Origin of the sequence: Roseovarius sp. MBR-6 (genome assembly GCF_040547525.1) — a bacterium.
Classification (GTDB): Bacteria; Pseudomonadota; Alphaproteobacteria; order Rhodobacterales; family Rhodobacteraceae; genus Roseovarius.
On sequence record NZ_JBEPPW010000005.1, the window covers coordinates 45,298 to 66,321 of the forward strand.

Sequence of the window (21,024 nt, forward strand, 5' to 3'; positions counted from 1 at the left end):
CAACCGTCCGTGAAAGCCGAAAACAGGGAGGAGCGCGATGCAAGGCCAGATGATGCACCGCAACCTGGCGATCATCGACATCCTGCGCCACGCGGCGGAGGCCCATCCCGCAGCGGGCATCGTCTCGGCGCGGGTCGAGGGCGATCTGCACCGCCAAAGCTATGGCGAAACGCTGGCGCGCGCAGCCCAGCTTGCTCATGCGCTGGCCGGTCTCGGGATCAGGACCGGCGACCGGGTGGGCACGCTGGCGTGGAACGGCCACCGGCATGTGGAGCTTTACTATGCCGTCTCGGGCATGGGCGCGGTCTGTCATACGATCAATCCGCGCCTCTCGCGTGAGCAACTGCTCTACATCATCGCCCATGCGGGTGACCGGCTGCTCTGTGTCGATGCCGATCTCTTGCCGCTGGTCGAGGGACTTTGGCCCGACCTGCCCGAGGGCCTGCGCCTCGTGATCCTCACCGACCGGGCGCATATGCCCGAGACGGCGCTTGACGCGCTCTGCTACGAGGAGATGCTGGCGGCGCAGCCCGGTGATTTTCCCTGGCCCGACCTGCCCGAGGACACCGCCTCGGGCCTGTGCTACACGTCCGGCACCACGGGCAATCCCAAGGGCGCGCTCTATTCGCATCGCTCCACCGTGCTGCACGCGCTTCAGGTGCCGATCTGCCAGACCAGCAGTTTTCGCGCGGGTCGGCGGGTGCTGCCCGTGGTGCCGATGTTCCACGTCAACGCCTGGGGTCTGCCTTATACCGCGCCGCTTGCCGGTATGACACTGGTCATGCCGGGGCCGAATCTGGATGGGCCGAGCCTCTTTCGCCTGATGGAGCGCGAGAGCGTCTATTCCGCTTGGGGCGTGCCGACGGTCTGGGCCGGACTTCTGGCCGAGATCGAGGCGCAGGGGCGCATCCCCCAAGGTTTCGGCGATATCGTGGTGGGCGGGTCCGCCGCGCCGCGCGTGATGATCGAGGCCTATGAGGCGCGCGGCGTCAACGTGGCCCAGGCCTGGGGCATGACCGAGATGAGCCCCATCGGCACGCATGGCGTGCTGCCGCCGCGCTACGACGATGCGCCCGAGCCTGAGCGCATTGCCGCCAAATGCTGCGCCGGGCGGCGTCTCTTCGGGCTGGAGTTCAAGATCGTGGATGACGATGGCCGCCGCCAACCCCATGACGGCGCGGCGGTGGGGGAGCTTTACGTGCGCGGCAATACCGTGATTTCCGGCTATTTCGACAACCCCGAGGCGACGCGCGCGGCGATGGATGAAGAGGGCTGGTTCGGCACCGGCGATGTCGCCTCGGTCGATCCCGAGGGGCGGCTGGTGATCCGCGACCGCGCCAAGGACCTGGTGAAATCCGGGGGCGAGTGGATCAGCTCGATTGATCTGGAAAACGCCGCGCTGTCGCATCCCGCGATTGCCGCCTGCGCCGTGGTGGCGATGCCGCACCCGAAATGGGATGAGCGCCCGGTGCTGGTGGCGGTGCCCGCAGGCGCGGCGCGGCCCGCGCTGGAGGAGCTGCGCGCGCACATGGCCCCGCATTTCGCCGTGTGGCAATTGCCGGATGACCTCATTTGGGTCGAGGAATTGCCGCTGACCGCGACGGGCAAGGTCTCCAAGCTGACCATAAGAGAGCGCATGGCGGAGTACGTCCTGCCCGACTTGCGCGGCGGTGCCGCATGAGCGGGCTTGACCTGCCCGCGCTGGAGGCGTGGCTGGCACAGCATTTGCCGGGGGTCACCGGGCCCCTTGAGGCCGAGAAATTCAGCGGCGGGCAGTCGAACCCCACCTATCGGCTGACCACGCCCGCCGGACGCTATGTGCTGCGCCGCAAACCGCCCGGCACGCTGCTCAAGTCCGCCCATGCGGTCGAGCGCGAATTTCGTGTGCAGCGCGCGCTTGCAGGCTCTGGCGTGCCGGTGGCGAAGATGCATGCGCTTTGCGAGGACGCGCGCGTGATCGGCTCGGCCTTCTACATCATGGAGGAGGTGGCGGGCCGGATTTTCGACGCGCCCTCGATGCCCGGTCTGGCCCGAAACGAGCGCGGCGCCATCATCGACGCGATGAACCGGGTGCTGGCGGCGATCCATGATGTCGATCTTGGCGCGACGGGCCTGGATGATTACGGGCCATCGGGCAACTACTACCGCCGTCAGGCGGACCGCTGGGCGGCGCAATACCGCGCGACCGCGACCGAAGACCTGCCCGAGATGGAGGTGCTGATCGACTGGCTCGATGCGCATATGCCCGAGGAAGACGGGCAACGCTGCCTTGTTCATGGCGATTACCGGCTCGACAACCTCATCTTTGACCCCGAGGTGCCGGAGGTGCGCGCCGTGCTCGACTGGGAGCTGTCGACCACCGGCCATCCCTATGCCGATCTGGCCGCTGTGCTCATGCAATGGTCGATGCCCGCCACCGCCGAGGGCCGCGGTCTGGCGGGGGTGGACCGGGCCGCACTCGGGCTCTGGTCGGACGAGGCGTTCGTCGCACGATATTGCGAGCGGCGGGGCATTGCGCCCATCGGCGATTTCCGCTTTTACCTTGCCTTCGCCTATTTCCGCATGGCCGCGATCCTGCAAGGCGTGAAGAAGCGCGCGCTGAGCGGCAACGCGGCCGATCCGGAGCGGGGTTTGCGTCTTGGGGAATACGTGCCGCAATTCGTGCGCGCGGGTCTGGATGTGGCGGAGGGTGGGGCATGACCGATCTCGACCGGCTCTTGCAGGGCGAGCCGCCCTCGGGCCTGCAAAATCATCTCGGCTATCGCCTTGTCGCATGGTCATCCGATTTCGCGCAGGTCGAGTTGCCGATGACGCCGCATATCGCCAACCGGCAGGGCCTGCCGCATGGCGGTATCCACGCCACGCTGCTCGATACGACAATGGGTTTTGCCGGGTGCTACACCGGCGATCCCGAACGGCGGCAGATGGCACTGACGCTGTCGCTCACGGTCAATTACCTCGGGCAGGCGCAGGGCGCGCGGCTTATTGCCGAGGCGCGCCGGACCGGAGGCGGCAAGAGCACGTTCTTTGCCGAGGGCACGGTGCGCGACGAGAGCGGGGCCATCGTCGCCACCGGAACCGGCGTTTTTCGCTATCGGCGCGGCGGCTGAGGGCAAAAAACCCTGCCCAAGCGGAACCCGAGCGTGCTAGAACGGAGGCAAGAAGCCGCAATGACCGGCCCCCGAACGCAGAGCAGCGCCATGACCGAGACCAAGACCCGCACCGTGATCGACGCAGCAGCAGCGGGCGTGATCGACGCCTTCATGACGCCGCAGGCAACCGATACGCCGCTCATCCGGCTGGGCGATTTCGGCGATGGCGGCTATCTGGTGCCCGATGATCTGCGCGGGATCGCGGCGTGTTACTCGCCCGGTGTGTCGGAACAGGCAAGCTTCGAGATGGACATGGCCAAGCGCGGGATCCCGTCCTTCATGGCCGATGCCTCGGTCGAGCGGCCGCCGCTGAACGTTCCGGGGGCAGAGTTCGTGCGCAAGTTTCTGGGTGATACGGACAAGGGCCAGTTCATGACGCTGGCAAGCTGGGTCGCGGCGACAGACCCCGACCCCGAGGCGGACCTCCTCTTGCAGATGGATATCGAGGGGGCGGAATATGCCACGCTGGCCGCCGCGCCGCGCGACCTCCTTCGCCGGTTCCGGATGATCGTGATCGAATGGCATCACCTGCCCTCGGTTCTGACCAAGCCGCGGTTTCTGGCCCCCGCACTGGCGGTGGCGGAAAAGCTGCGCGAGGATTTCGTGACGGTGCATCTGCATCCCAACAATGTCTCTGGCAGTGTCGAGATCGAGGGGCAGGCGATCCCGCGCGTGGTCGAGGCCACGCTCCTGCGTCGCGACCGCGCGCATGGCCTGCGCCCCGCACGCGACCTGCCGCACCCGCTCGACCGGCGGCACAACCCCAAACGCCCGGTGCTGGCGCTGCCGGAGCGGTGGACCGGATGAGGCGGGCCGTCACCCTTCGGAGAGCGGAGCGCTTGATCTAATGGCCTGATCGGGCGATGTTGCCCTCTGTCGGGCGGCCGGTTTGAATGTCGGGTAGAGTTTAGGAGTCTTGATATGGCGGTCGATAAGGGTCTTTCCATCGAGGAACGTCGGCGATCCGGTCGTTTCATGAAAGGCTACGCGTTCAGGGGCAGGGATGTCGCCGCCGATATTCGTCAGAAATACGGGTTCGAGGGCGACCTGCTCGAAATTTATGCCGCAGGGGCCGAGCAACTTGTCCACAAATGGCATCATTACCTGCCGCTTTATGACCGCTACTTCAAGGATTGGCGCGGCAAGGAGGTTCGCTTCCTCGAGATTGGCGTGTCAAAAGGCGGCTCGCTGTCTATGTGGCGTCGCTATTTCGGCCCAAAGGCCATTATTTTCGGCATAGATATCAACGAAGCCTGCCGCGCGTATGACGGCATTGACGGGCAAGTCCGGATCGGCTCTCAGGACGATCCGGACTTTCTTGAACAGGTCATCTCCGAGATGGGCGGCGTTGATATTGTCCTCGATGATGGCAGCCACATGATGCGGCATGTGCGCGAAACGCTGGAGATCGTGTTCCCGGAGGTGAGCCTTGGCGGAGTCTACATGATCGAGGACCTCCATACCGCCTATTGGCCCGGCTTTGGCGGGGGGCTGGGCGAGGAGGCCAATTTCTTCAACTACGTGCGCGAACTCATTGATGACATGCACGGATGGTATCATGACGGCAGGGCGCGCCATCCCGTCATTTCGAACGCGTGCACCGGGGTTCATCTGCACGACTCCATTTGCGTGATTGAAAAGGGTCAGGTGCATCAGCCGGTCCATTCCAAGATCCAGCGCATTTCGGGCGACGGCCTCAGCTTTGTCATCCAGACCGCCGCACCCAATGCACGCGCCATGAAGAACTGGGGCGACTATTTCTTTGCCCTTGGTCTGGCCGAGGCGCTGGAACGGCTGGGGCACAAGGCGCGCATCCAGTCCCGCGCCGACTGGCCGAAGCGGCGCGATGCGGAGGAGATCGACATCGTGCTGCGCGGGCGCGCGGAATACGAGCGACGAGGCAGCAACCTGACGCTCTACTGGGTGATTTCGGGCGGCGAGCATGTGCCGCGCCCCGAACTCGTCGCCGCCGATCACATCTTTGTCGCCGGTATGCCATTGGCACGCCGCTGGTCCCGTCAGATCGGGGCGGACAAGGTCTCGCTCATGCCGCAGGCGTTTGACGCCACGCGGATGCCGCTGCCGTCCGGGACCGCCAGACGCAACGGGATCGTCTTTGTCGGCATCGCCCGGAACATGCGGCCCATCGTGCAGATCGCTCTGGAGACCCGCTACAAGCTGCGGCTTTGGGGCGACGGGTGGCGCGAGACGGAGGCGGCGAAATTCCTCGTCGAGGACCGCATCGCCAATGACGATCTGGGTGCGCTTTATGCCGGGGCTGAAATCGTGCTCAACGATCAGACGCGGATCATGCGCCGCGCCGGGCTGATCTCGAACCGGATCATGGATGCGCTGGCCTGTGGGGCGGCGGTGATCACCACGCCCACGGGCGGGCTGCCCCCCGATCTGGCCGAGTTCGTCGAAGAGGTCTCGACGCCCGAGGAGTTTACCGAAGCCGTGCGCCTTATCCGCGCCGAGACCGCCGAAAAGAAGGCCGCGCGTGCCGACTTCGCCCGCCGGATGCGCGACACCCACAGCTTCGATGCCCGCGCCGCCCAGATCCTGACCAGCGTCGCGCAGCTCCGCGAGGCCCGTCTCGCGGCGGAATAACGCCGCGCGCCTGACGCTAGCCCGTCAGGCTATCGAACAGCATCCGCGAGTCCGGTTGTGCCCGCAGCGCGGTGATGGCCTCGCGGTGGCGCGCGCAACACGCCTCGTGCAGGCGGCGCAGCTCTGGATCGGAGAGCAACTCTTCGTAAATCGCCAGTTTCGCAGGGCGGATGGCGTCGATGCTGCGGTCCTCGATCCGGTTGTGGTTCATCTTCTGCCAATACTCGAGGCCAAGCGCCTCTCCGCCGTGATGCGCCCGCCCGCGCGCCTTTTTCACCAGATAGGATTCGCAGGATTTGAGCGCGTAGTGATTGAGCTGCACCAGATCATAGCCAAGCGAATCCGGCCCCGACCGCCACGCCCCGCGCATGTAGCGTTCGGGCATCGGCTGGCCCGAGCCGTTATACCAGTGCAGATCGGCGAAGCTCTCGACCGTGGGGCGCTTGGGCCGGTGCACGCCGATATGCTCCCAGAGCCCGCGCTGGAACATGGTCTTGAGGCCCCAGGCCTGCGGCGGGCGGCGGGTGATGTCGGCGGCGGCGCGGGTGAACTGATCGGTGAGGAACCCCTCGCGATAGTCCACCACGCCGCCATTGCCGAAAAGCCGCCATGTCATCGAGAGGGTGCGCGCCTGCGGCACGGCAGAGGTCAGCGCCCGCAAGGTATGATCGCCGCAATGCACGTTGATATATTCGTCGGCGTCGATGGGGATCACCCAATCCTCGGGCCCGGTGAGGTCCATCTTGAGAAACCGGCGGTAGGCGCGGCGCTGCGGCGCGGGCTGTTTCGACGTGTTGTCGAAATGCCGGAGCTTTCCCATCGCATCGAGCCGGTCAAGCAGCGCGTCCGAGCCGTCGGAGCAATCATTGGAAAAGACCGCGATCACATCCGCCCCGATGGCAAGGTTATGCGCCACCCATTCAAGGATGAAGGGGCCCTCGTTCTTCATCGGGGTGACAATGACGAAACGGCTCATGCGCTATTCCCTTCCCGCTTCAGACGGCCACCCCGTGCCGCTCGGCCAGTTCTGCAAGGATCGACCCCTCGGGCGGGATCCCGTCATGCACGGCCCGTAACCGTGCCCGGCAGCGCCGCCCGTAGAAGTGGATCGAAACGGTATCCTCCTTCACATGTCGCCACGTCCGCGACGCGGGTCGGAAATAGAGCCGCCGCTCGGCAAAGGAAACCGGGTAAAGCACATGGGGCGGCAGGGCACGGCGAAACTCTTCATGTTCCTTGAGGAAATACGAGAGTGCCCTTGGCCCCCAGACGCCCCAGGGCATTTCCGAAATATGCATCGGATCGCCCGCCGCCGCGCGGCGCTCGATCTCGGCCTGATGGACCGGGCGCATCCAGCGGGGCCGTGCGTATTCATCCGCGCAAAACGCAATGAGCGAGGCCAGCGTTGGCGAGGTGGCAGGCAGGGCAAGCACACCGCTGGCCACGACATTGTCATTCTCGCGTCCGAAGAAATAGCCCTCCCGCGGCTCGAACGGGCGCAGGCAATAGGCATCGGTATCGGCCCAGACAATGCCATCATGGCGTGCCAGCAGATGATAGCGGAACTTGTCCGAATAGGGCGCGGGGCTGCCCGAACGCTCGTGGCGGATCATGGTCGCGGGATTTGGCAGGATGTCCGAGGCAGGCGCCGCCTCGACCCCCTCGGGCAGGCCCTCGACCCCGCCATAGGAGAACATCACCACCGGATGCCCCGCATCGACAAAGGATTGAACGCAGAGCCGTTCGATAAAGCCGAGCGGCGGACCGTCCCAGAACATCGCTATCGTGGCAAGGCTCATTCGGGCTGTCCTTTCATCGGCTGCTCTTGTCCCGAGGGTGCCGACAGACAGTCCCGGCGGAAACGATCGGAGATAAAGACCGCATCGCCAAAGCGAAGCTGCCCGTTCTTCAGGCGCTTGGAGGGGAAGATGTCATAGAGCCAATACCCATGACCGCGCATCAGGCTGAGGATCTCGTCAAGCAGCGGTACGCCGTCATAATGCGGCAGGGCGAACCATTCGAGCATGATCATGTCGATGGCCTGTTGCGACAAGAGCCGGTTCGCCCCTTGCAGGATGCTGAACTCGCTGCCTTGCGCGTCGATCTTCATGCAGGCGATATGGCTGATCCCCTGTGCCGCGCTCCAGTCGTCGAGCCTTGCAAGATCGACCGGGATGGTCTCGGTCGTGGCATGGGTGGAGTGGCGCGCGGCCTCGTCGCCGGAATTGGTGAAGAGCGAGGAACTGCCGGTGTGATCGGCGATGTGAAAATCGGCGGTTCCGCTTCGATCCGACAGCGCGAGCTGATGCACCCTGAGGTTGGCAAATCGCGCGAACCGCTCTTCAAGAAAGCGGCATTGCGCGGGGATCGGCTCGATCAGGTGGATGGGCAGATCGGGATAGAGCCGCGCCAGCAGGAGTGCGACAGTGCCGCGATTGACCCCCACATCGAGCACCACGCCGCGCCGTTCGGAAAATTGCGACAGTCGCGCCAGCGCGGCCACAGGCCCGCCCCGCTCGATCATCTGCTTGCGATGCCTGAGTTGCGGCTTGAGGAATGCTTCGGGGTTCATGGTCGGTCCTTGAACGGGTCGCCGTCAGTAGTCTTTTTGCGTGATTGTCGCGGTGGTCTCGATCGCGTTGGCCCGAAGCCAGTCGCGGAACTCGTCCCAGCCGGGGCGGGCGCGCAATTCGGCGATCTTGGCACGGTGCCAGTCGACCGCGCGCGCGTGCAGCATCCCCAGCACCGGATCGGCCCGGAGCGCCTCGTATACGGGCCGCATCCGCGCGGCATGGGGCAGGATCGAGCGATCCTCGACCCGGTTCACGTTCATGTCGGACCAGTAATGCTCGGTCTGTTCGCGGGCGATATGGTTGGTGCGGCCCCGGTCGCGCTTGACCAGAAAACTGTCGATGGAGCGCACCGAATAGTGATGCAACCGCGCATAGCGATGGCTGAACCCCGGCCAGCCGCGCCATGTCACCTGATCCATGGGGTGCAGGTTGCCGCCGCAATCGGACCAGCGCACCTCGGCCTCGCGCCCCTCGGGCGTGCCCTTGGGGCGGTGCGGGTTGAACTTGCGGAAGAGACCGTTGTTGCGGAACATCGTCTTGAACCCGGTGGCGCGCCCGTTGGCGGGATCGTCCTCGGCATCGGCAAGAAAGAACTGCTCGGTCACGGGCCTGTCCTCGTAGCCCTCGACTGCGCCGCAGCCAAAGAGCTTCCACACGAACGACACCGCGTCGCAATCGCCCATTTCGGCGATCATCCCGGGCAGGGTCTGCACCCCGTCGCGCAGGTTGATGAACTCGTCCACATCAAGGCACATGAGCCATTCGGCATCCTTGATCCACGGATGCGCGGTGGCGCGGCGCAGCGCCTTGTGCTGCGGTGGCGATCCATCCGAGACATCGTTGGGCCGGTGGCTGGCATAGCCCAACTCGGTCAGCCGGTCGGCGATCAGATCGGTGCCATCCTCGCAATTATTGGTGAAAATCACGAAACCGGTAAAGCCGATGGCAAGGTTGTAGGCCACCCATTCAAGCATGAACGGCCCCTCGTTCTTCATCGTCGTCATGATGACATGAGAGCCGCCAAGCGCGGGCACCGGCAGGGCGCCGGCAAACTGCTGTGCTGCGGTCATTCGGCGGCCTCGCGTCTGAGCCTGCGAAAGGCGGGGCTGACGACGCGGGACAGTTTTTCATGCCCGCGCTCTTGCAGGTTGGTTTGCAATGCGCGGCGATACCACGGCAGCATCCGCCGCTCACGGTAGAGCCGGTAGAAAACTTCGGCCGTGAGCGTGCCGTCCAGCGCGTGTTGCATGATCGGTTTCAGCAGGTTCGCACGGCGCAGGAACACCGGCGAGAAATGCCCCGAACACCAGGTCTTGAGGCGGATCACATTGTCCCCCTCGAGCCGGTCCACATGGCGGCGGTCGGGCGTGAAGAAGGGATCGTAAAACACGAACGCCTTTTCGACCTCGTCGATCTCATAGGCGCAATCGGAATGCGGCAGCGACCAGTCGCGCGCCTTTCCCATGCCGAACCGTTCCTCCCACGGCACCAGCGTGGTGTCGAGTGTGGTTTGCGGGTTGAAGCTGATGACCGTGGCACCGGGGGCCAGCGAGGCAAAGGCCAGCGCCGCGAAACCGCCCATCGAGGTGCCGGTGAAGAACACCCTTTCATAGCCTGTGAACACGCCATCCGCCGACAGCTTTTGCAGATGGGCGATCAGTTGCGGGCAGCGATACCAGTCCTTGCGCCGCGCCATGACCGCAAGGTGCGAACAGCCATTGTCGCGCAGGAACTTATAGGCCCAGGGCTCGCGCCCCGGTGAGGTATCGTTGACGTTGGAGAGGTTGTCGAAACTCACCACAAGCCGCGCGGCATCCCGGTAGATACCCATCACCGCATGATTTTCGAGCCGCGTGTAAAAACCCTGCCGCGCGCCGCCGGTATGGATTTCGGCGAACCAGTCGGGCAGGGCGGCGGCGGGGGGCGGCGTGTCGTCCTCCAGACCGTCCGTTTCGCGCGCGTCCTCTGCCATCTCGACCGAGGTGTCGTTTGTGACGGCGGCGACGGGGTCGACGGCGGCGACGGACGCGCGGGCGGTCTGCGGAAAGAGCCGCGCCAGCGTTTCGTGTTCCTCCGCGCAAAGCGCCTTCTGGGCCTCGGCCACGCCGGGCAGGGCCATCAGCGCGGCGATCCCGTCTGCGAGCGGCCCGGCCCTGTCGCCGATCCCCTGCCCTGCGCCGGTGATCGCAGCCAGATCGGTCAGCCGTTCGGCAATGCGCTCGGGCGGGGGATGCTGCTTGGCGGGCAGCGCCTGAAGCCGCAGCAGATAGGTCTCGGCGGCGGGGGCCGGGATGCGCAGGACCGATGCGTGCGCTGCGCCGAACGCACGGCCCTCGATACCCCAGCCCACACGGCTATGCGGCGCGGGCAGCTCTGCGCCGTCGCCATCGACCCATTTCACCTCCTTGCCGCCCGCCACCGGGCCGATCGGCACCTCGGGCGTGCGCGCCGCAAAAAGGCCAAGCCGCACCACGCTGCGAAGTTCGGGCGTATCGGGCGGGGCCACCGGGCGCGGGCGGTGCAGCACCGGACCGGGCACATGCGCCTCATGCCCGCCGGTCCCCGCCTCGCAGAGCGGCACCGAGAGCACATCCGCCCCGCGCATCAGGGTCTGGAGGCTTTGGGTCGTGCCGTGGATACGGAAATATTCGTCCGGGCCGAGGAAGAGACCATAGCCGCCGCTCTGCGTGGCCTCGAGCGCACCCGCGCGCAGTGCTGCATTTTGCGCCTCTTCCTTCATGTCGGGATCGACGCCTATGGGCATCAGCCGCAGCACATCCGCCTCGGCCAGGGCCGTCAGAAGCGGATGCGCACCCGCCTCGCGCCGGTCTATGAAAACCGCAAAATCCGTCGCCCCGAGCAGACGGTGCCAGGCCAGCCATTCCAAGAATGCAGAGTCGGGCCGCACCAGATGGGTGCTCACCAGAAGCCTGGAACCTGCCGTCATTTGCCTCGTTACCCCTTCGCCACTGCCCGGCAGCGGGAGCGCTTGCGACTGTTTCCATTGAGTGTATAGACTTTCCCGGAACGGGAAAAGGTTTCTTTATGTCGAATGCCCCCGATCCGGCGCGCGGTTTCTTCATCGGGTTGAGGAAGGATCAACTTGGCGCGCGGCTCTTGATGATGCTCAACAGCATCCGTCTGGCCGAGGATTACGGCAGCGATTTCCGCATCAACTGGTTTCCGCGCGGGGCCATGGCACCCAAGCTCGATACGCCGTCGGACCTGTTCGACGAGGCGTTCATCGCGCGGCATTTCATCGACAATGCCGATTTCGAGGCGCTCGATGCGCGGACCAGACCGCTCTGGTCCTTTCTCAGGGACAAGACGCCCGAGCGTCTTGAGGCGCATCTTGCGCAGGGCGGTCATGTGCTGCTCGACGAGGGGTTCGAGATCGTGGAATTCCCCTGGGAGGATGCCGAGGCGCTGCGCGGCCGGTTTCGCGGGTTCATCCGCCGGATCGGGTTCAATCCCGTCATCGCCCGCCATATCGGCGAGATCGAGACGGCGATGGCGGGGCAAGGGCGCACCATCGCCTATCACATCCGGCGCGGCGACATCCTCAACGAGGAGCCGTGGAAACACAAGGAATGGCCCGCCAAGATCGAGCCGGACGAGCTTTATTCGGCCTATCTGGAGAAAAACGCGGATGCGGGGGCGCTGGTGTTTTCCGATCAGCCCGAGAGCATCGCGCGGTTCACGGCGGCGCACAGCCGGGTTCGTGCCATCGACGATCTTGTGGACCTGAGCGATTGCAAGCCCGTGCAGCGCGACTTTCTGGAACTGTTCGCCATGTCGCGCGCGACCGAGATCGTCGCCCCCCCGATCAGCGCCTTCAGCCGCGCCGCCGCCCGCCTCAGCGGGCAAGAGCGCAAGTGCTTTCACGAAGTCATGACGGTGCCGGAGCGCGAGGCGGCCTATGACCGGGTGCTCGATCGGTTCCGGCAGGGGGTGGACCGCTTCATCACCCCGAGCGAGGCCGCGCATATCTATGTCAAGCTGGCCCGCCGCCTTCAGGAGAGCGCGCGCGAAGAGGCCGCGTGGGAGATCGGCGAGGCGATCCTTGCCGCCGGGGCCGACAATGCCTTTCTGCCGCTGATGCACGCGATCGACGGCATGTATCTGCACAAATGGCAGGAGGCGCTGACCCATGTCGAGACGGCGCTTGCCCATCCTCACCAATGGCAGGAAAACTATATCACCGCGCTTGCCGTCGAGGCGCATATCCGCGGCGCGCTCGGCCAGCGGCACCGGGCGCGCCGCGCCTTTCTGCGCGCCTTCTGGCAGAAACCGATGCTGCCCGACGTGACCGTGATCGGCACCTTCATGATCAAGCGGCAACGGTTGCGCCCCGGCACCAGCCTGCCGTTTGACCGCGACACGATCCTGATGCTGCCGATCCCCTATCAGCAGACCAACATCCTCGTGCAGCAGGCGCGCATCCTGCGGCGTCGCGCGGCGGATCTCTCGACCATCGCGATCGAGTGGCCGTGGTTCTCGATGGAGGGCAAGGTGGCGCGGCTTCTGGCGTCAAAGCCCGATCTCGACGCGCTGCGCACACGGATCGAGGGCGATGCGCGCTTTGCCCCCGGCACCCTGCCCGACAGTTTCTGCGCGCTGCTCGAGGCGCGGGCGGGGCGGCTTGACGCGGCGCTGGCGCGCAACAGCGCGGCGCTCGAGGTCAGCCCCGACGCGCCGCTGATACACAAGCGGCAGGCCGAAATACTTGCGTTGCAGGGCGATTTCGACGCGGCTTTACGGCAGATGGAGGCGTGCCGCGCACAGGCCCCCGACCATGCCTTCTGGCACTTCCTCACCGGGCATTTCCACCGCGAGGCGGGCAATCTGATCGCCGCCCGCGCGGCGATGGAACGGGCCTCTGCCATGGATGACAGCACCGCCGAGTTGCACGCTGTCCTCGCCGATCTCTGCCGTGACATGGGCGACGAGGCGGCGACCATCGCCGCGCTCGACCGCGCTGCCGAGATTGCGCCCAACCAGCAACGCTTTGCCAATCGGCGCGCGCGGCTGAGGCGCGCCTGAGCGCGCTCAATCCCGTCGCGCCAGCCGCAGGATCGCGCGCACTGCGTGGTGAAAATCCTCCAATTCGCCGGGATAGGCGCGCACGCGCTCCGCGCTTGGGACACTGGCGGGAAAGAGCCGGTCGCGCCCCGCAAAGAACGCCTTGCGCATCACCGCGTTGCGCGTCTCGAGCGTGTCGTTGATCCGCGCGCGCTCCTCGGGCAAAAGCACATCGTCGCTGGCGTAAAGCCGCGCATCGCCGCTTGCCTGCAAGGCGCGGCCAAGGCGGCGGCGGGCCTTCTTGTCATAGCCCGCGCCCTCGTCGAACAGGCCGAGCGCTTCGCTGGCCACGCGCGAGAGCGAGCGGTTGGCGGCCACCTTCGGCAGGGGCACCGTGTCGGGGTTCACCCCAAGGACCGACAGGAAATCGGGGATCACGTTACCGCCGGCCATCTCGTCGCGCAGGTAGAGGCGCGGCACGATCTCGGCCCCCGGAAGCTGTGCGCTGATCCGGTCGAATACGGTGGTGAAATTCATGTAATCCGGGTCGCTCTCGATCCGCGCCAGCCGCTCGGCGACAAAGCGTTCCGCGCCGCCCGTGGGCAGGCCGTTCTTGGCGCGTTGCTTGTAATCGGCCTCGATGAAATCGTCGAAACGGCGCAGATAGACAAAGACCCGCACCGGCGCGCTGATCCGCGACAGGTAGCGCTGGCGCAGTGGGGTCAGATCGCGGCCAAAGAACATCTCGGACGACAGGATGCAGTGCGCGCCGTCCTGCGCGGCGACCTCCGCCGCCATTTTCCCGGCATCGTCCTCGGGCTGGCCGTGCCAGCCCCGGCTCATCGCCACCGCGAGCGCGTTATGGCATATGAGCCGCCCCGTGCCGGTGCCCCGGTCGCGCCCGGTGGCAAGGTAGCGAATGCCGTTGTCGCGCAGGAAATCGGGCTGAGAGTGCAGCCAGCCCTGCAAGGCCGTCGTGCCCGTCTTGGGCATCCCGATATGAAGCCACAGCATCGCCCGCCCCCGTTTCCGACAGATCTAGGCCAAGCGGGGCATGGCCGCAATCGCTCAGGCGCGGCGCGTCATGCGGCTGGACAGCAGGTCACCGGTCTCGGTCAGGATGGGATAGGCCACCATGGTGAAGGCGGTGTTGACCTGCTTGAGTGCGCGCAGCGTCTCCTGATGGATGTTGCTGGTCTCGATGCTCTCGGCCAGCCCCTCGCGCAACCGTCCCAGATGCGCGCGTTGCAGGCGCTGCTCGATGTCGCGGATGATGTCCTTTTCGGCGACAAGTTCGCGCGCCTCATCCGGGTGCTGGGTCATCATCACGCCGAGCGCCCGTTGCGCATTGGCAAGCACGCGGTCGTGGAAATCGCAAATCTCCTCCCAGCCAGGGCGCGAGAACTGCACCCCTTCGGTGCTGAGCCGTCGCGCCAGACCGACCATGGTGGTGGTGATCGTGTCGCTTGCCGCCTCGAAATTGGCGGCGATGGTCGACAGGTCCATCGCGCGCTGGCTGCGCTCTTCGTCAACGCCCGCGCGGTTGAGCTGCGCCAGATAGAGCTTGGTGTCGAAATGGCGCTTGCGCACGGTCTTGTCGCTGGCCAGAAGCGCTTCCGCCGCCGCCTCGTCCCACTGCGCATAGAGCGTGGGCATGGGGCGCAGCATCGCCTCGACCGTCTCGCCGATGCGGATCACCTCGCGCGTGGCACAGGACAGCGCGCGGTCGGGATTGCTCAGCGCCGCCGGGTCGAGCGCGGTGAGATGCGCCAGCGGCGAGGGTGCGCCTTCGGACCCCATCGCCTGTGCCACCAGCCGGTCCACCAGCCCCACCAGCGGCAGGGTCAGCAGCGCGAGGCCGAGGTTGAACAGGATATGCAGGTGGATCGCCTGCGCCGCCGGGCTTGTCCCCAGCCAGCCGAGCGGCGGCTGAAAGGCCGTCAGCGCCGCCAGCACCAGCGCCGCACCGCCCCCGCGCAAGAGGACGTTGGCCAGCACCACGCGCCGCGCCGCCGCAGGGGCAGCAAGGGTCAGGATCAGCGCGATCACCGCCCCGCCCAGATTGGCCCCGAGGATAAGCGCCACCGCCGCCGCAAGCGGCATCACCCCCTGCGCCACAAGCGTGACGAAGAGCAGCACGGCGGCCACCGAGGAATGCACGATCCACGCGAATACCGCGCCGATGACGAAGGCCGTCAGCGTGTCGCGGGCGAGATAGGCCATTGCCGTGCCCGCGCCGGGGCTGTCCAGAAGCGGCGCGGTCGCCGCGCGCAACAGATCGAGCGACACAAAGACAAGCGCCAGCCCGATCAGGATGCGCCCGCCCTGCCGCACCCGCCTTTGATGGCCGCGCAGGAACATCACCACCCCGACGAGCAACAGGGCCGAGATCAGCCAGGACTGGCGCACCAGCAGGAGCTTGGCCACCAGCGCCGAGCCGAGATCGGCCCCGAGCAGCATGGCCAGCCCGGCCGCTGCCGGGATCGACCCTGCGGCCACGAAATTCGTCACCATCACCGCCACCGCCGTGGAACTTTGCAACGCCATGGCGCTGCCGGTGCCGGTCGCCGCAGCGAGCATCCGGCTTTGCCCCGAGCGGCGCAGCCAGAGCCGCAACGGTGCCGAGAACGCCCGTTCCACCCCGGTGCGCACCAGCCGCACCGACCAGATCAGAAGCGCCGCCGCGCCGCCGATCTGGAGAAAGAAAATCGTAAGGTTCGGGCTGTCCAATCGTGCCTCCGTGCGGGATGATCGTGCGGGATGATGGATCGCAGGGGACGAGCCTTGCGCCGCGCACCGGGAAGCGCAAGCGGATGTCGACGTATTGTACCTTTTGTAACAGTTATGTGACAGATTTATGACAATTGCCCACCGTGGCCGGACCATGGCGCGGCGCGCAGACGCGCGCTATGCTGCGGCGATCCGGTCACAGGAGCCTGCCCATGACCCAGCTCAACCTTGCGCATCTGGAGACGTTCCTGGCGGTGGTGCGCACCGGCGGCGTGCGCCGCGCGGCCACCAGCCTCAACCTCACGCAGCCTGCCGTCACCGCGCGCATCCGCAATCTGGAGGAGATGCTGCATTGCACGCTTTTCGCGCGCGGGCCGCAGGGCATGACGCTCACGCGCGAGGGAGAGCGCCTTTTGCGCCATGCCGAAAGTTTTGCGCTTCTCGCCGAACGGCTGACGCAAGACCTGATCGCGCCCGGCGCGCTGGAGCGGCATCTGCGCATCGGCGTGTCCGAGACCATCGCGCAATGCTGGTTGCCCGATCTGGTTGCGCGGCTTCATGCCACCTATCCGCAGGTCGAGATCGAGCTGACCGTGGATGTCTCGCGCGATCTGCGCGACCGGCTTCTGGCGCGCGAGATCGACCTGGCGATCCTGCTCGGCCCGGTTTCGGAATACAGCGTCGATAATCTCGACCTGCCGGGGTTCGACCTTGCCTGGTATGTCGCGGACGACGACGGTGCGGACCCCGCAAACTGCCTGCGCCGCCCGGTGCTGAGCTATGCGCGCACCACCCGGCCCTACCGCGAGTTGAAGGCGCTGCTGATGGAGCATGTCGGGCCGGAGGCGCGGATTTTCCCCTCGTCCTCGCTGTCTGCGGCGTTTCGCCTGGTGGAGGCGCGGCTTGGCGTGGCGGCGCTGCCGCGGGCGCTGGGGGCGGTCTATGTGGCATCGGGGCGGCTGCGCGAATTCGATCCCGGCTGGGTGCCCGAGCCTTTGCGCTTTACCGCCTCATGGCTGGGTGAGCCGGGCAACACGCTTGCCGCCCATGCCGCGCGCATGGCGCAGGAGGTGGCGGAGGCGTGGCAGGGCGATAACAATTCTCGATAGCGTGTGACAAAAAACTTCGATTTGATTTTATCATCGAAGGCTGCGAGCGTGACCGTCGGAGGAGAGACCATCATGAGCGCCCAATTCGATACCCTGCGCCGCACCCCCGTGCCAGACCTGCGCGCCGAGATCCGCACCGGACGCTACCATGGCCATACGGCGGGGCTGGGCGCGGGCTATCTTCAGGCCAATATCGTCATTCTGCCGGGGGCGGCGGCGCTTGATTTCATGCGCTTTTGCCAGCGCAACCCCAAGCCCTGCCCGCTGGTCGGCGTCTCGGATACCGGCAACCCGATGATGCACACGCTGGGCCGCGATATCGACATTCGCAGCGACGTGCCCGCCTATAATATCTATCGCCACGGGCGGCTTGACGGCACGGCGACCGATATCCGCGATCTGTGGACCGGGGACATGGTCGCCTTTGCGCTGGGCTGTTCCTTCACCTTCGAGCACGCGCTGATGCAGGCGGGCATTCCGCTCTGGCATATCGCGAATGACACCACGGTGCCGATGTTCCGCACCGTCCTCCCTTGCGTGCCCGCCGGGCCGTTCCGCTCCAACATGGTGGTCAGTATGCGCGCGATTGCGCCGGACCGCGTGGACGAGGCCGTCGCGCTCTCGCGCCGTTATCCGCTGGCGCATGGCGCGCCGGTGCATATGGGCGACCCCGCCGCAATCGGCATTGCCGATCTCAACCGCCCCGATTGGGGCGATTCCGCGCCCGTGACGGAGGGTCAGGTGCCGGTCTTCTGGGCCTGCGGCGTGACCCCGCAAGCCGCCATCGAGGCCGCCGCGCCCGCGCTTTGCATCACCCACCGCCCCGGCCATATGCTCATCACCGATATTCCCGAGGACGCGGAAACCCCGGTGCTGTCCCCGGTCAATTAACCAGGAAACCAACACGGAGATACCCATGAAAACCCTTACCGCCCTGCTTGCCACAACCACCATCCTCGCCACCCCGCTCGCCGCACAAGAGCTTTCGGTGGTGGGCAGCTGGTCCAGCCTGCCCCTGCACAAGCAATACGAGGCCCCGTTCTGGACCGAGACCCTGCCCGCCGCCTCGGGTGGCAAGATCAGCGTGGCGCTGACCACGCATAACCAGATGAACCTGGGCGTGGGCGACGTTTACCGCCTGCTGGGCGACGGGGTCTATGACGTGGGCATGACCGTGGCCGATTATGCCGTGGCCGACGCGCCCGAGCTTGAAGGGCTCGACGTGCCGCTTCTGGCGCTGACGGCGGATGAGGCGCGCGCGATGGTCGAGGCCGCCCGCCCGATGGTGCAGGATATCTTCCGCGACCGCTTCAACAGCCATGTCCTCGCCATCGCCCCCTATCCGCCGCAGGTGGTGTTCTGCAACGCGCCGGTCACGCAACTGTCGGATCTGGAGGGGCTGAAGGTCCGCGCCTCGGGCCGCATGACCGCGCAATTCCTTGAGGCTCTGGGCGCGGAGGGCATCAACGTGAGCTTTGGCGAGGTGCCCGGCGCGCTGCAAAACGGCGTGGTGGATTGCGCCGTGACCGGGGCCGGCTCGGGCTATAGCGCCGGCTGGTGGGAGGTCTCGACCCACCTGCTGCCCATTCCGCTGGGCGGCTGGGACAGCGTGGTGACGGCGATGAACCTTGACCGCTGGAACAGCCTTGACGCGGCCACGCAGGAATTGATCGCCACCGAGATCAAGGCCAATTTCGAGGACAAGGCCTGGGCCACCGCTCAGGATGCGCTTGTCAATGACATTGCCTGCCTCACCGGCAATGGCGACTGCCCCTCGGGCGAGGCGCGCGGCATGACATTGGTCGAGGTGTCGGAGGCCGATTTCGACCGGGCGCGCGAGGTGCTGGTGACGAAAGTGCTGCCCGACTGGGCGGCGCGCGCGGGCGATGATTGGGCCAAGCGCTGGAACGAGAGCGTCGGCGCGACCGTCGGCGTCACCATCGGCGCGGTGAACTGAGCATGACCGGCGCGGCGACACAGGCCGAGGCGTTGCTGTTGGTGCTGCGCCGGATCAACCGCGTGGTGGCGGTGCTGGTGGGCGCGGGCCTTCTGGCCTGCGCCGCGCTGGTGCTTTTGGATGTTGCGCTGCGCCGGGTTCATGCCTCGTTCGGCGGCACCGACGAGATCAGCGGCTATGTCATGGCCATCGCCACCGCCTGGGGCATGGGCTACGCGCTGATGGAGCTGGGCCATGTGCGCATCGACATCCTGCGCACGCGCGGCGGCGCGGCGGTGCGCGCCGTGTTCGATCTGTTCGCGCTTCTGGTGCTTACAGGCACGGTCAGCCTCGTGGCGATCCGGGCCTGGCCGGTGGTCGAGCGTTCGCTGGCCAACTCGTCCCGCGCCAACACGCCGCTGGAGACGCCGCTCGCGCTGGTGCAATTGCCGTGGTTCGCGGGCTGGGTCTGGTTCGCGCTGATGGCCTGGCTCACCTTTCTTGCCGCGCTCGTGCTGGTGGTGCAGGGCCGTTTCGACGCCGCCGACCGCGCTATCGGCGTGGTGGGTGAAGGGGAGGCCGTGCAATGATCTCTTACGCGGTTTTCGGCCTTCTGGGCCTCTTGAGCCTGTCCATCCCGGTGGGGATCGTGCTGTTCCTGCTGGGCTTTGGCCTCGACATCTTCTTCACGCCTTTCCCGCTGATGCGGGGGCTTGGCAATCTCGTCTGGTCCACGTCAAACAACCCCACGCTCATTGCCATTCCGTTTTTCGTTCTGCTGGGCGAAATCCTCGTGCGGTCGGGCATCGCCACGCGCACCTATGCCGCGCTCGATCATTGGGTAAGCTGGCTGCCCGGTGGCCTTGTCCATGCCAACGTCGCCACGGCGACGATGTTCTCCGCCACCTCGGGCAGTTCCGTGGCCACTGCCGCCACCGTGGCCACCGTCGCCATGCCGCAGGCGGAAAAGCTGGGCTATGACCCGCGCCTCTTCTCCGGGGCCATCGCGGCGGGCGGCACGCTCGGCATCATGATCCCGCCCTCGATCAACCTTATCGTTTACGGTTTCCTCACCCAAAGCTCGATCCCCAAGCTGTTTCTGGCGGGGCTCATTCCCGGTATCGGGCTGGCGCTCGCGTTCATGCTGGTGACCGTGCTCATCTGCCTCGTGCGCCCCGATCTGGGCGGCACAAGGCGGGTGTTCCCCATGGTGCAGATGATGCGGGCCTTGGTGCAGCTTATCCCCATCCTGCTCCTCTTCGCCGCGATCATCGGCTCGATCTACAAGGGCTGGGCCACGCCCACGGAGGCCGCATCCGTGGGCGTCGCGGGCGCGCTTATCATCGCCGCGCTTTTCGGCACGGTGAACGGCAGCGTGCTGGGCCAGAGCCTCTTGGGCACGGTCAAGATCACGGCGATGATCATGCTGGTGGTGATCGGCGCATCGTTCCTGAACTTCACCCTCGCCGCCGCCGGTCTGGGGCGCGAGTTGCAGACGATGCTGGGCGGTCTTGGCCTGTCGCCCCTGGGCACGATCCTTGTCATCGTTCTCATCTATATCGTGCTGGGGTTTTTCATCGAGACGCTGTCGCTGATGGTGGTGACCATCCCCATCGTGGTGCCGCTGGTGGTGGCGCAGGGGTTTGACCCGATCTGGTTCGGCATCCTGATGATCGTGCTGATCGAGATGGCGCTGATCACGCCGCCCGTGGGCCTCAACCTCTATGTGGTGCAGGGCGCGCGGCAGGGCGGGCGCATGTCCGAGGTGATGGTGGGCGCGGCCCCCTATGCCGCGACCATGCTGGCGATGGCGGGGCTGCTCATCGCCTTTCCGCAGATCGCGCTGTTTTTGCCGAACGCGGTGCAGTAGACCGGACTGCGGCAGGACCAAG

At 66.1% G+C, this 21,024-nt stretch carries 18 protein-coding genes; 11 read left to right on the top strand and 7 right to left on the bottom strand.

Features of this window, described 5'->3' with window-relative positions:
• Nucleotides 1-37: 37 nt before the first annotated feature.
• From ABIE57_RS08255 to ABIE57_RS08275, 5 genes are all read left to right on the top strand, one after another.
• Nucleotides 38-1,681: a long-chain fatty acid--CoA ligase gene (locus ABIE57_RS08255; protein ID WP_354538537.1), complete on the top strand. Its 1,644-nt coding sequence runs from the start codon at nt 38-40 to the stop codon at nt 1,679-1,681.
• The gene (locus ABIE57_RS08260; RefSeq protein WP_354538538.1) at nt 1,678-2,700 is read left to right on the top strand and encodes a phosphotransferase family protein; all 1,023 of its coding nucleotides are present in this window, start codon (nt 1,678-1,680) and stop codon (nt 2,698-2,700) included. Before ABIE57_RS08255 ends, ABIE57_RS08260 begins: the two co-directional genes overlap by 4 nt.
• The gene (locus ABIE57_RS08265) at nt 2,697-3,110 is read left to right on the top strand and encodes a PaaI family thioesterase (RefSeq protein WP_354538539.1); all 414 of its coding nucleotides are present in this window, start codon (nt 2,697-2,699) and stop codon (nt 3,108-3,110) included. Before ABIE57_RS08260 ends, ABIE57_RS08265 begins: the two co-directional genes overlap by 4 nt.
• Before the next feature lie 90 nt (nt 3,111-3,200).
• On the top strand, nt 3,201-3,959 hold the full coding sequence (locus tag ABIE57_RS08270) for an FkbM family methyltransferase (RefSeq protein ID WP_354538540.1): 759 nt from the start codon (nt 3,201-3,203) through the stop codon (nt 3,957-3,959).
• Between the two features lie 168 nt (nt 3,960-4,127).
• Complete coding sequence (locus tag ABIE57_RS08275) at nt 4,128-5,762, top strand: glycosyltransferase family protein (RefSeq protein WP_354538541.1); 1,635 nt, start codon at nt 4,128-4,130, stop codon at nt 5,760-5,762.
• Between the two features lie 16 nt (nt 5,763-5,778).
• Here the strand turns inward: ABIE57_RS08275 and ABIE57_RS08280 are convergent, their stop codons facing one another.
• Genes ABIE57_RS08280 through ABIE57_RS08300 form a run of 5 tightly spaced genes read right to left on the bottom strand, consistent with a single transcriptional unit; the run spans nt 5,779 to nt 11,282 of the window.
• A complete protein-coding gene (locus ABIE57_RS08280) occupies nt 5,779-6,738 on the bottom strand; it encodes a glycosyltransferase family 2 protein (RefSeq protein ID WP_354538542.1) in 960 nt (319 codons plus the stop codon).
• 19 nt (nt 6,739-6,757) lie between these two features.
• Nucleotides 6,758-7,561 (bottom strand): hypothetical protein, encoded by an 804-nt coding sequence (locus ABIE57_RS08285; RefSeq protein WP_354538543.1) that lies wholly within the window; start codon nt 7,559-7,561, stop codon nt 6,758-6,760.
• A complete protein-coding gene (locus tag ABIE57_RS08290) occupies nt 7,558-8,334 on the bottom strand; it encodes an FkbM family methyltransferase (RefSeq protein WP_354538544.1) in 777 nt (258 codons plus the stop codon). Before ABIE57_RS08290 ends, ABIE57_RS08285 begins: the two co-directional genes overlap by 4 nt.
• Before the next feature lie 24 nt (nt 8,335-8,358).
• Nucleotides 8,359-9,405 (bottom strand): glycosyltransferase family 2 protein, encoded by a 1,047-nt coding sequence (locus tag ABIE57_RS08295; protein WP_354538545.1) that lies wholly within the window; start codon nt 9,403-9,405, stop codon nt 8,359-8,361.
• A complete protein-coding gene (locus ABIE57_RS08300) occupies nt 9,402-11,282 on the bottom strand; it encodes a hypothetical protein (protein WP_354538546.1) in 1,881 nt (626 codons plus the stop codon). Before ABIE57_RS08300 ends, ABIE57_RS08295 begins: the two co-directional genes overlap by 4 nt.
• A gap of 98 nt (nt 11,283-11,380) precedes the next feature.
• Here ABIE57_RS08300 and ABIE57_RS08305 point away from each other — a divergent pair, with 98 nt between their 5' ends.
• A complete protein-coding gene (locus ABIE57_RS08305; RefSeq protein ID WP_354538547.1) occupies nt 11,381-13,378 on the top strand; it encodes a tetratricopeptide repeat protein in 1,998 nt (665 codons plus the stop codon).
• A gap of 6 nt (nt 13,379-13,384) precedes the next feature.
• Here ABIE57_RS08305 and ABIE57_RS08310 read toward each other — a convergent pair whose 3' ends face one another.
• Nucleotides 13,385-14,371 carry a hypothetical protein gene (locus ABIE57_RS08310; RefSeq protein WP_354538548.1) on the bottom strand — a complete coding sequence of 329 codons (987 nt, stop codon included), beginning with the start codon at nt 14,369-14,371 and terminating at the stop codon, nt 13,385-13,387.
• Between the two features lie 54 nt (nt 14,372-14,425).
• Nucleotides 14,426-16,087: a Na/Pi cotransporter family protein gene (locus ABIE57_RS08315; RefSeq protein ID WP_354538549.1), complete on the bottom strand. Its 1,662-nt coding sequence runs from the start codon at nt 16,085-16,087 to the stop codon at nt 14,426-14,428.
• A gap of 212 nt (nt 16,088-16,299) precedes the next feature.
• Between ABIE57_RS08315 and ABIE57_RS08320 the strand changes: the two genes are divergently transcribed.
• The 5 genes from ABIE57_RS08320 to ABIE57_RS08340 all read left to right on the top strand — a co-directional run bounded on the left by ABIE57_RS08320 (nt 16,300) and on the right by ABIE57_RS08340 (nt 21,002).
• Nucleotides 16,300-17,196, top strand: a complete 897-nt coding sequence (locus tag ABIE57_RS08320) for a LysR family transcriptional regulator (RefSeq protein WP_354538550.1) — start codon at nt 16,300-16,302, stop codon at nt 17,194-17,196.
• Nucleotides 17,197-17,268: 72 nt separating this feature from the next.
• Nucleotides 17,269-18,087 (top strand): putative hydro-lyase, encoded by an 819-nt coding sequence (locus ABIE57_RS08325; RefSeq protein ID WP_354538551.1) that lies wholly within the window; start codon nt 17,269-17,271, stop codon nt 18,085-18,087.
• Nucleotides 18,088-18,112: 25 nt separating this feature from the next.
• Nucleotides 18,113-19,153: a TRAP transporter substrate-binding protein gene (locus ABIE57_RS08330; protein ID WP_354538552.1), complete on the top strand. Its 1,041-nt coding sequence runs from the start codon at nt 18,113-18,115 to the stop codon at nt 19,151-19,153.
• Nucleotides 19,154-19,155: 2 nt separating this feature from the next.
• Complete coding sequence (locus ABIE57_RS08335; protein ID WP_354538553.1) at nt 19,156-19,722, top strand: TRAP transporter small permease subunit; 567 nt, start codon at nt 19,156-19,158, stop codon at nt 19,720-19,722.
• Complete coding sequence (locus ABIE57_RS08340) at nt 19,719-21,002, top strand: TRAP transporter large permease (protein ID WP_354538554.1); 1,284 nt, start codon at nt 19,719-19,721, stop codon at nt 21,000-21,002. Before ABIE57_RS08335 ends, ABIE57_RS08340 begins: the two co-directional genes overlap by 4 nt.
• Nucleotides 21,003-21,024: the final 22 nt, after the last annotated feature.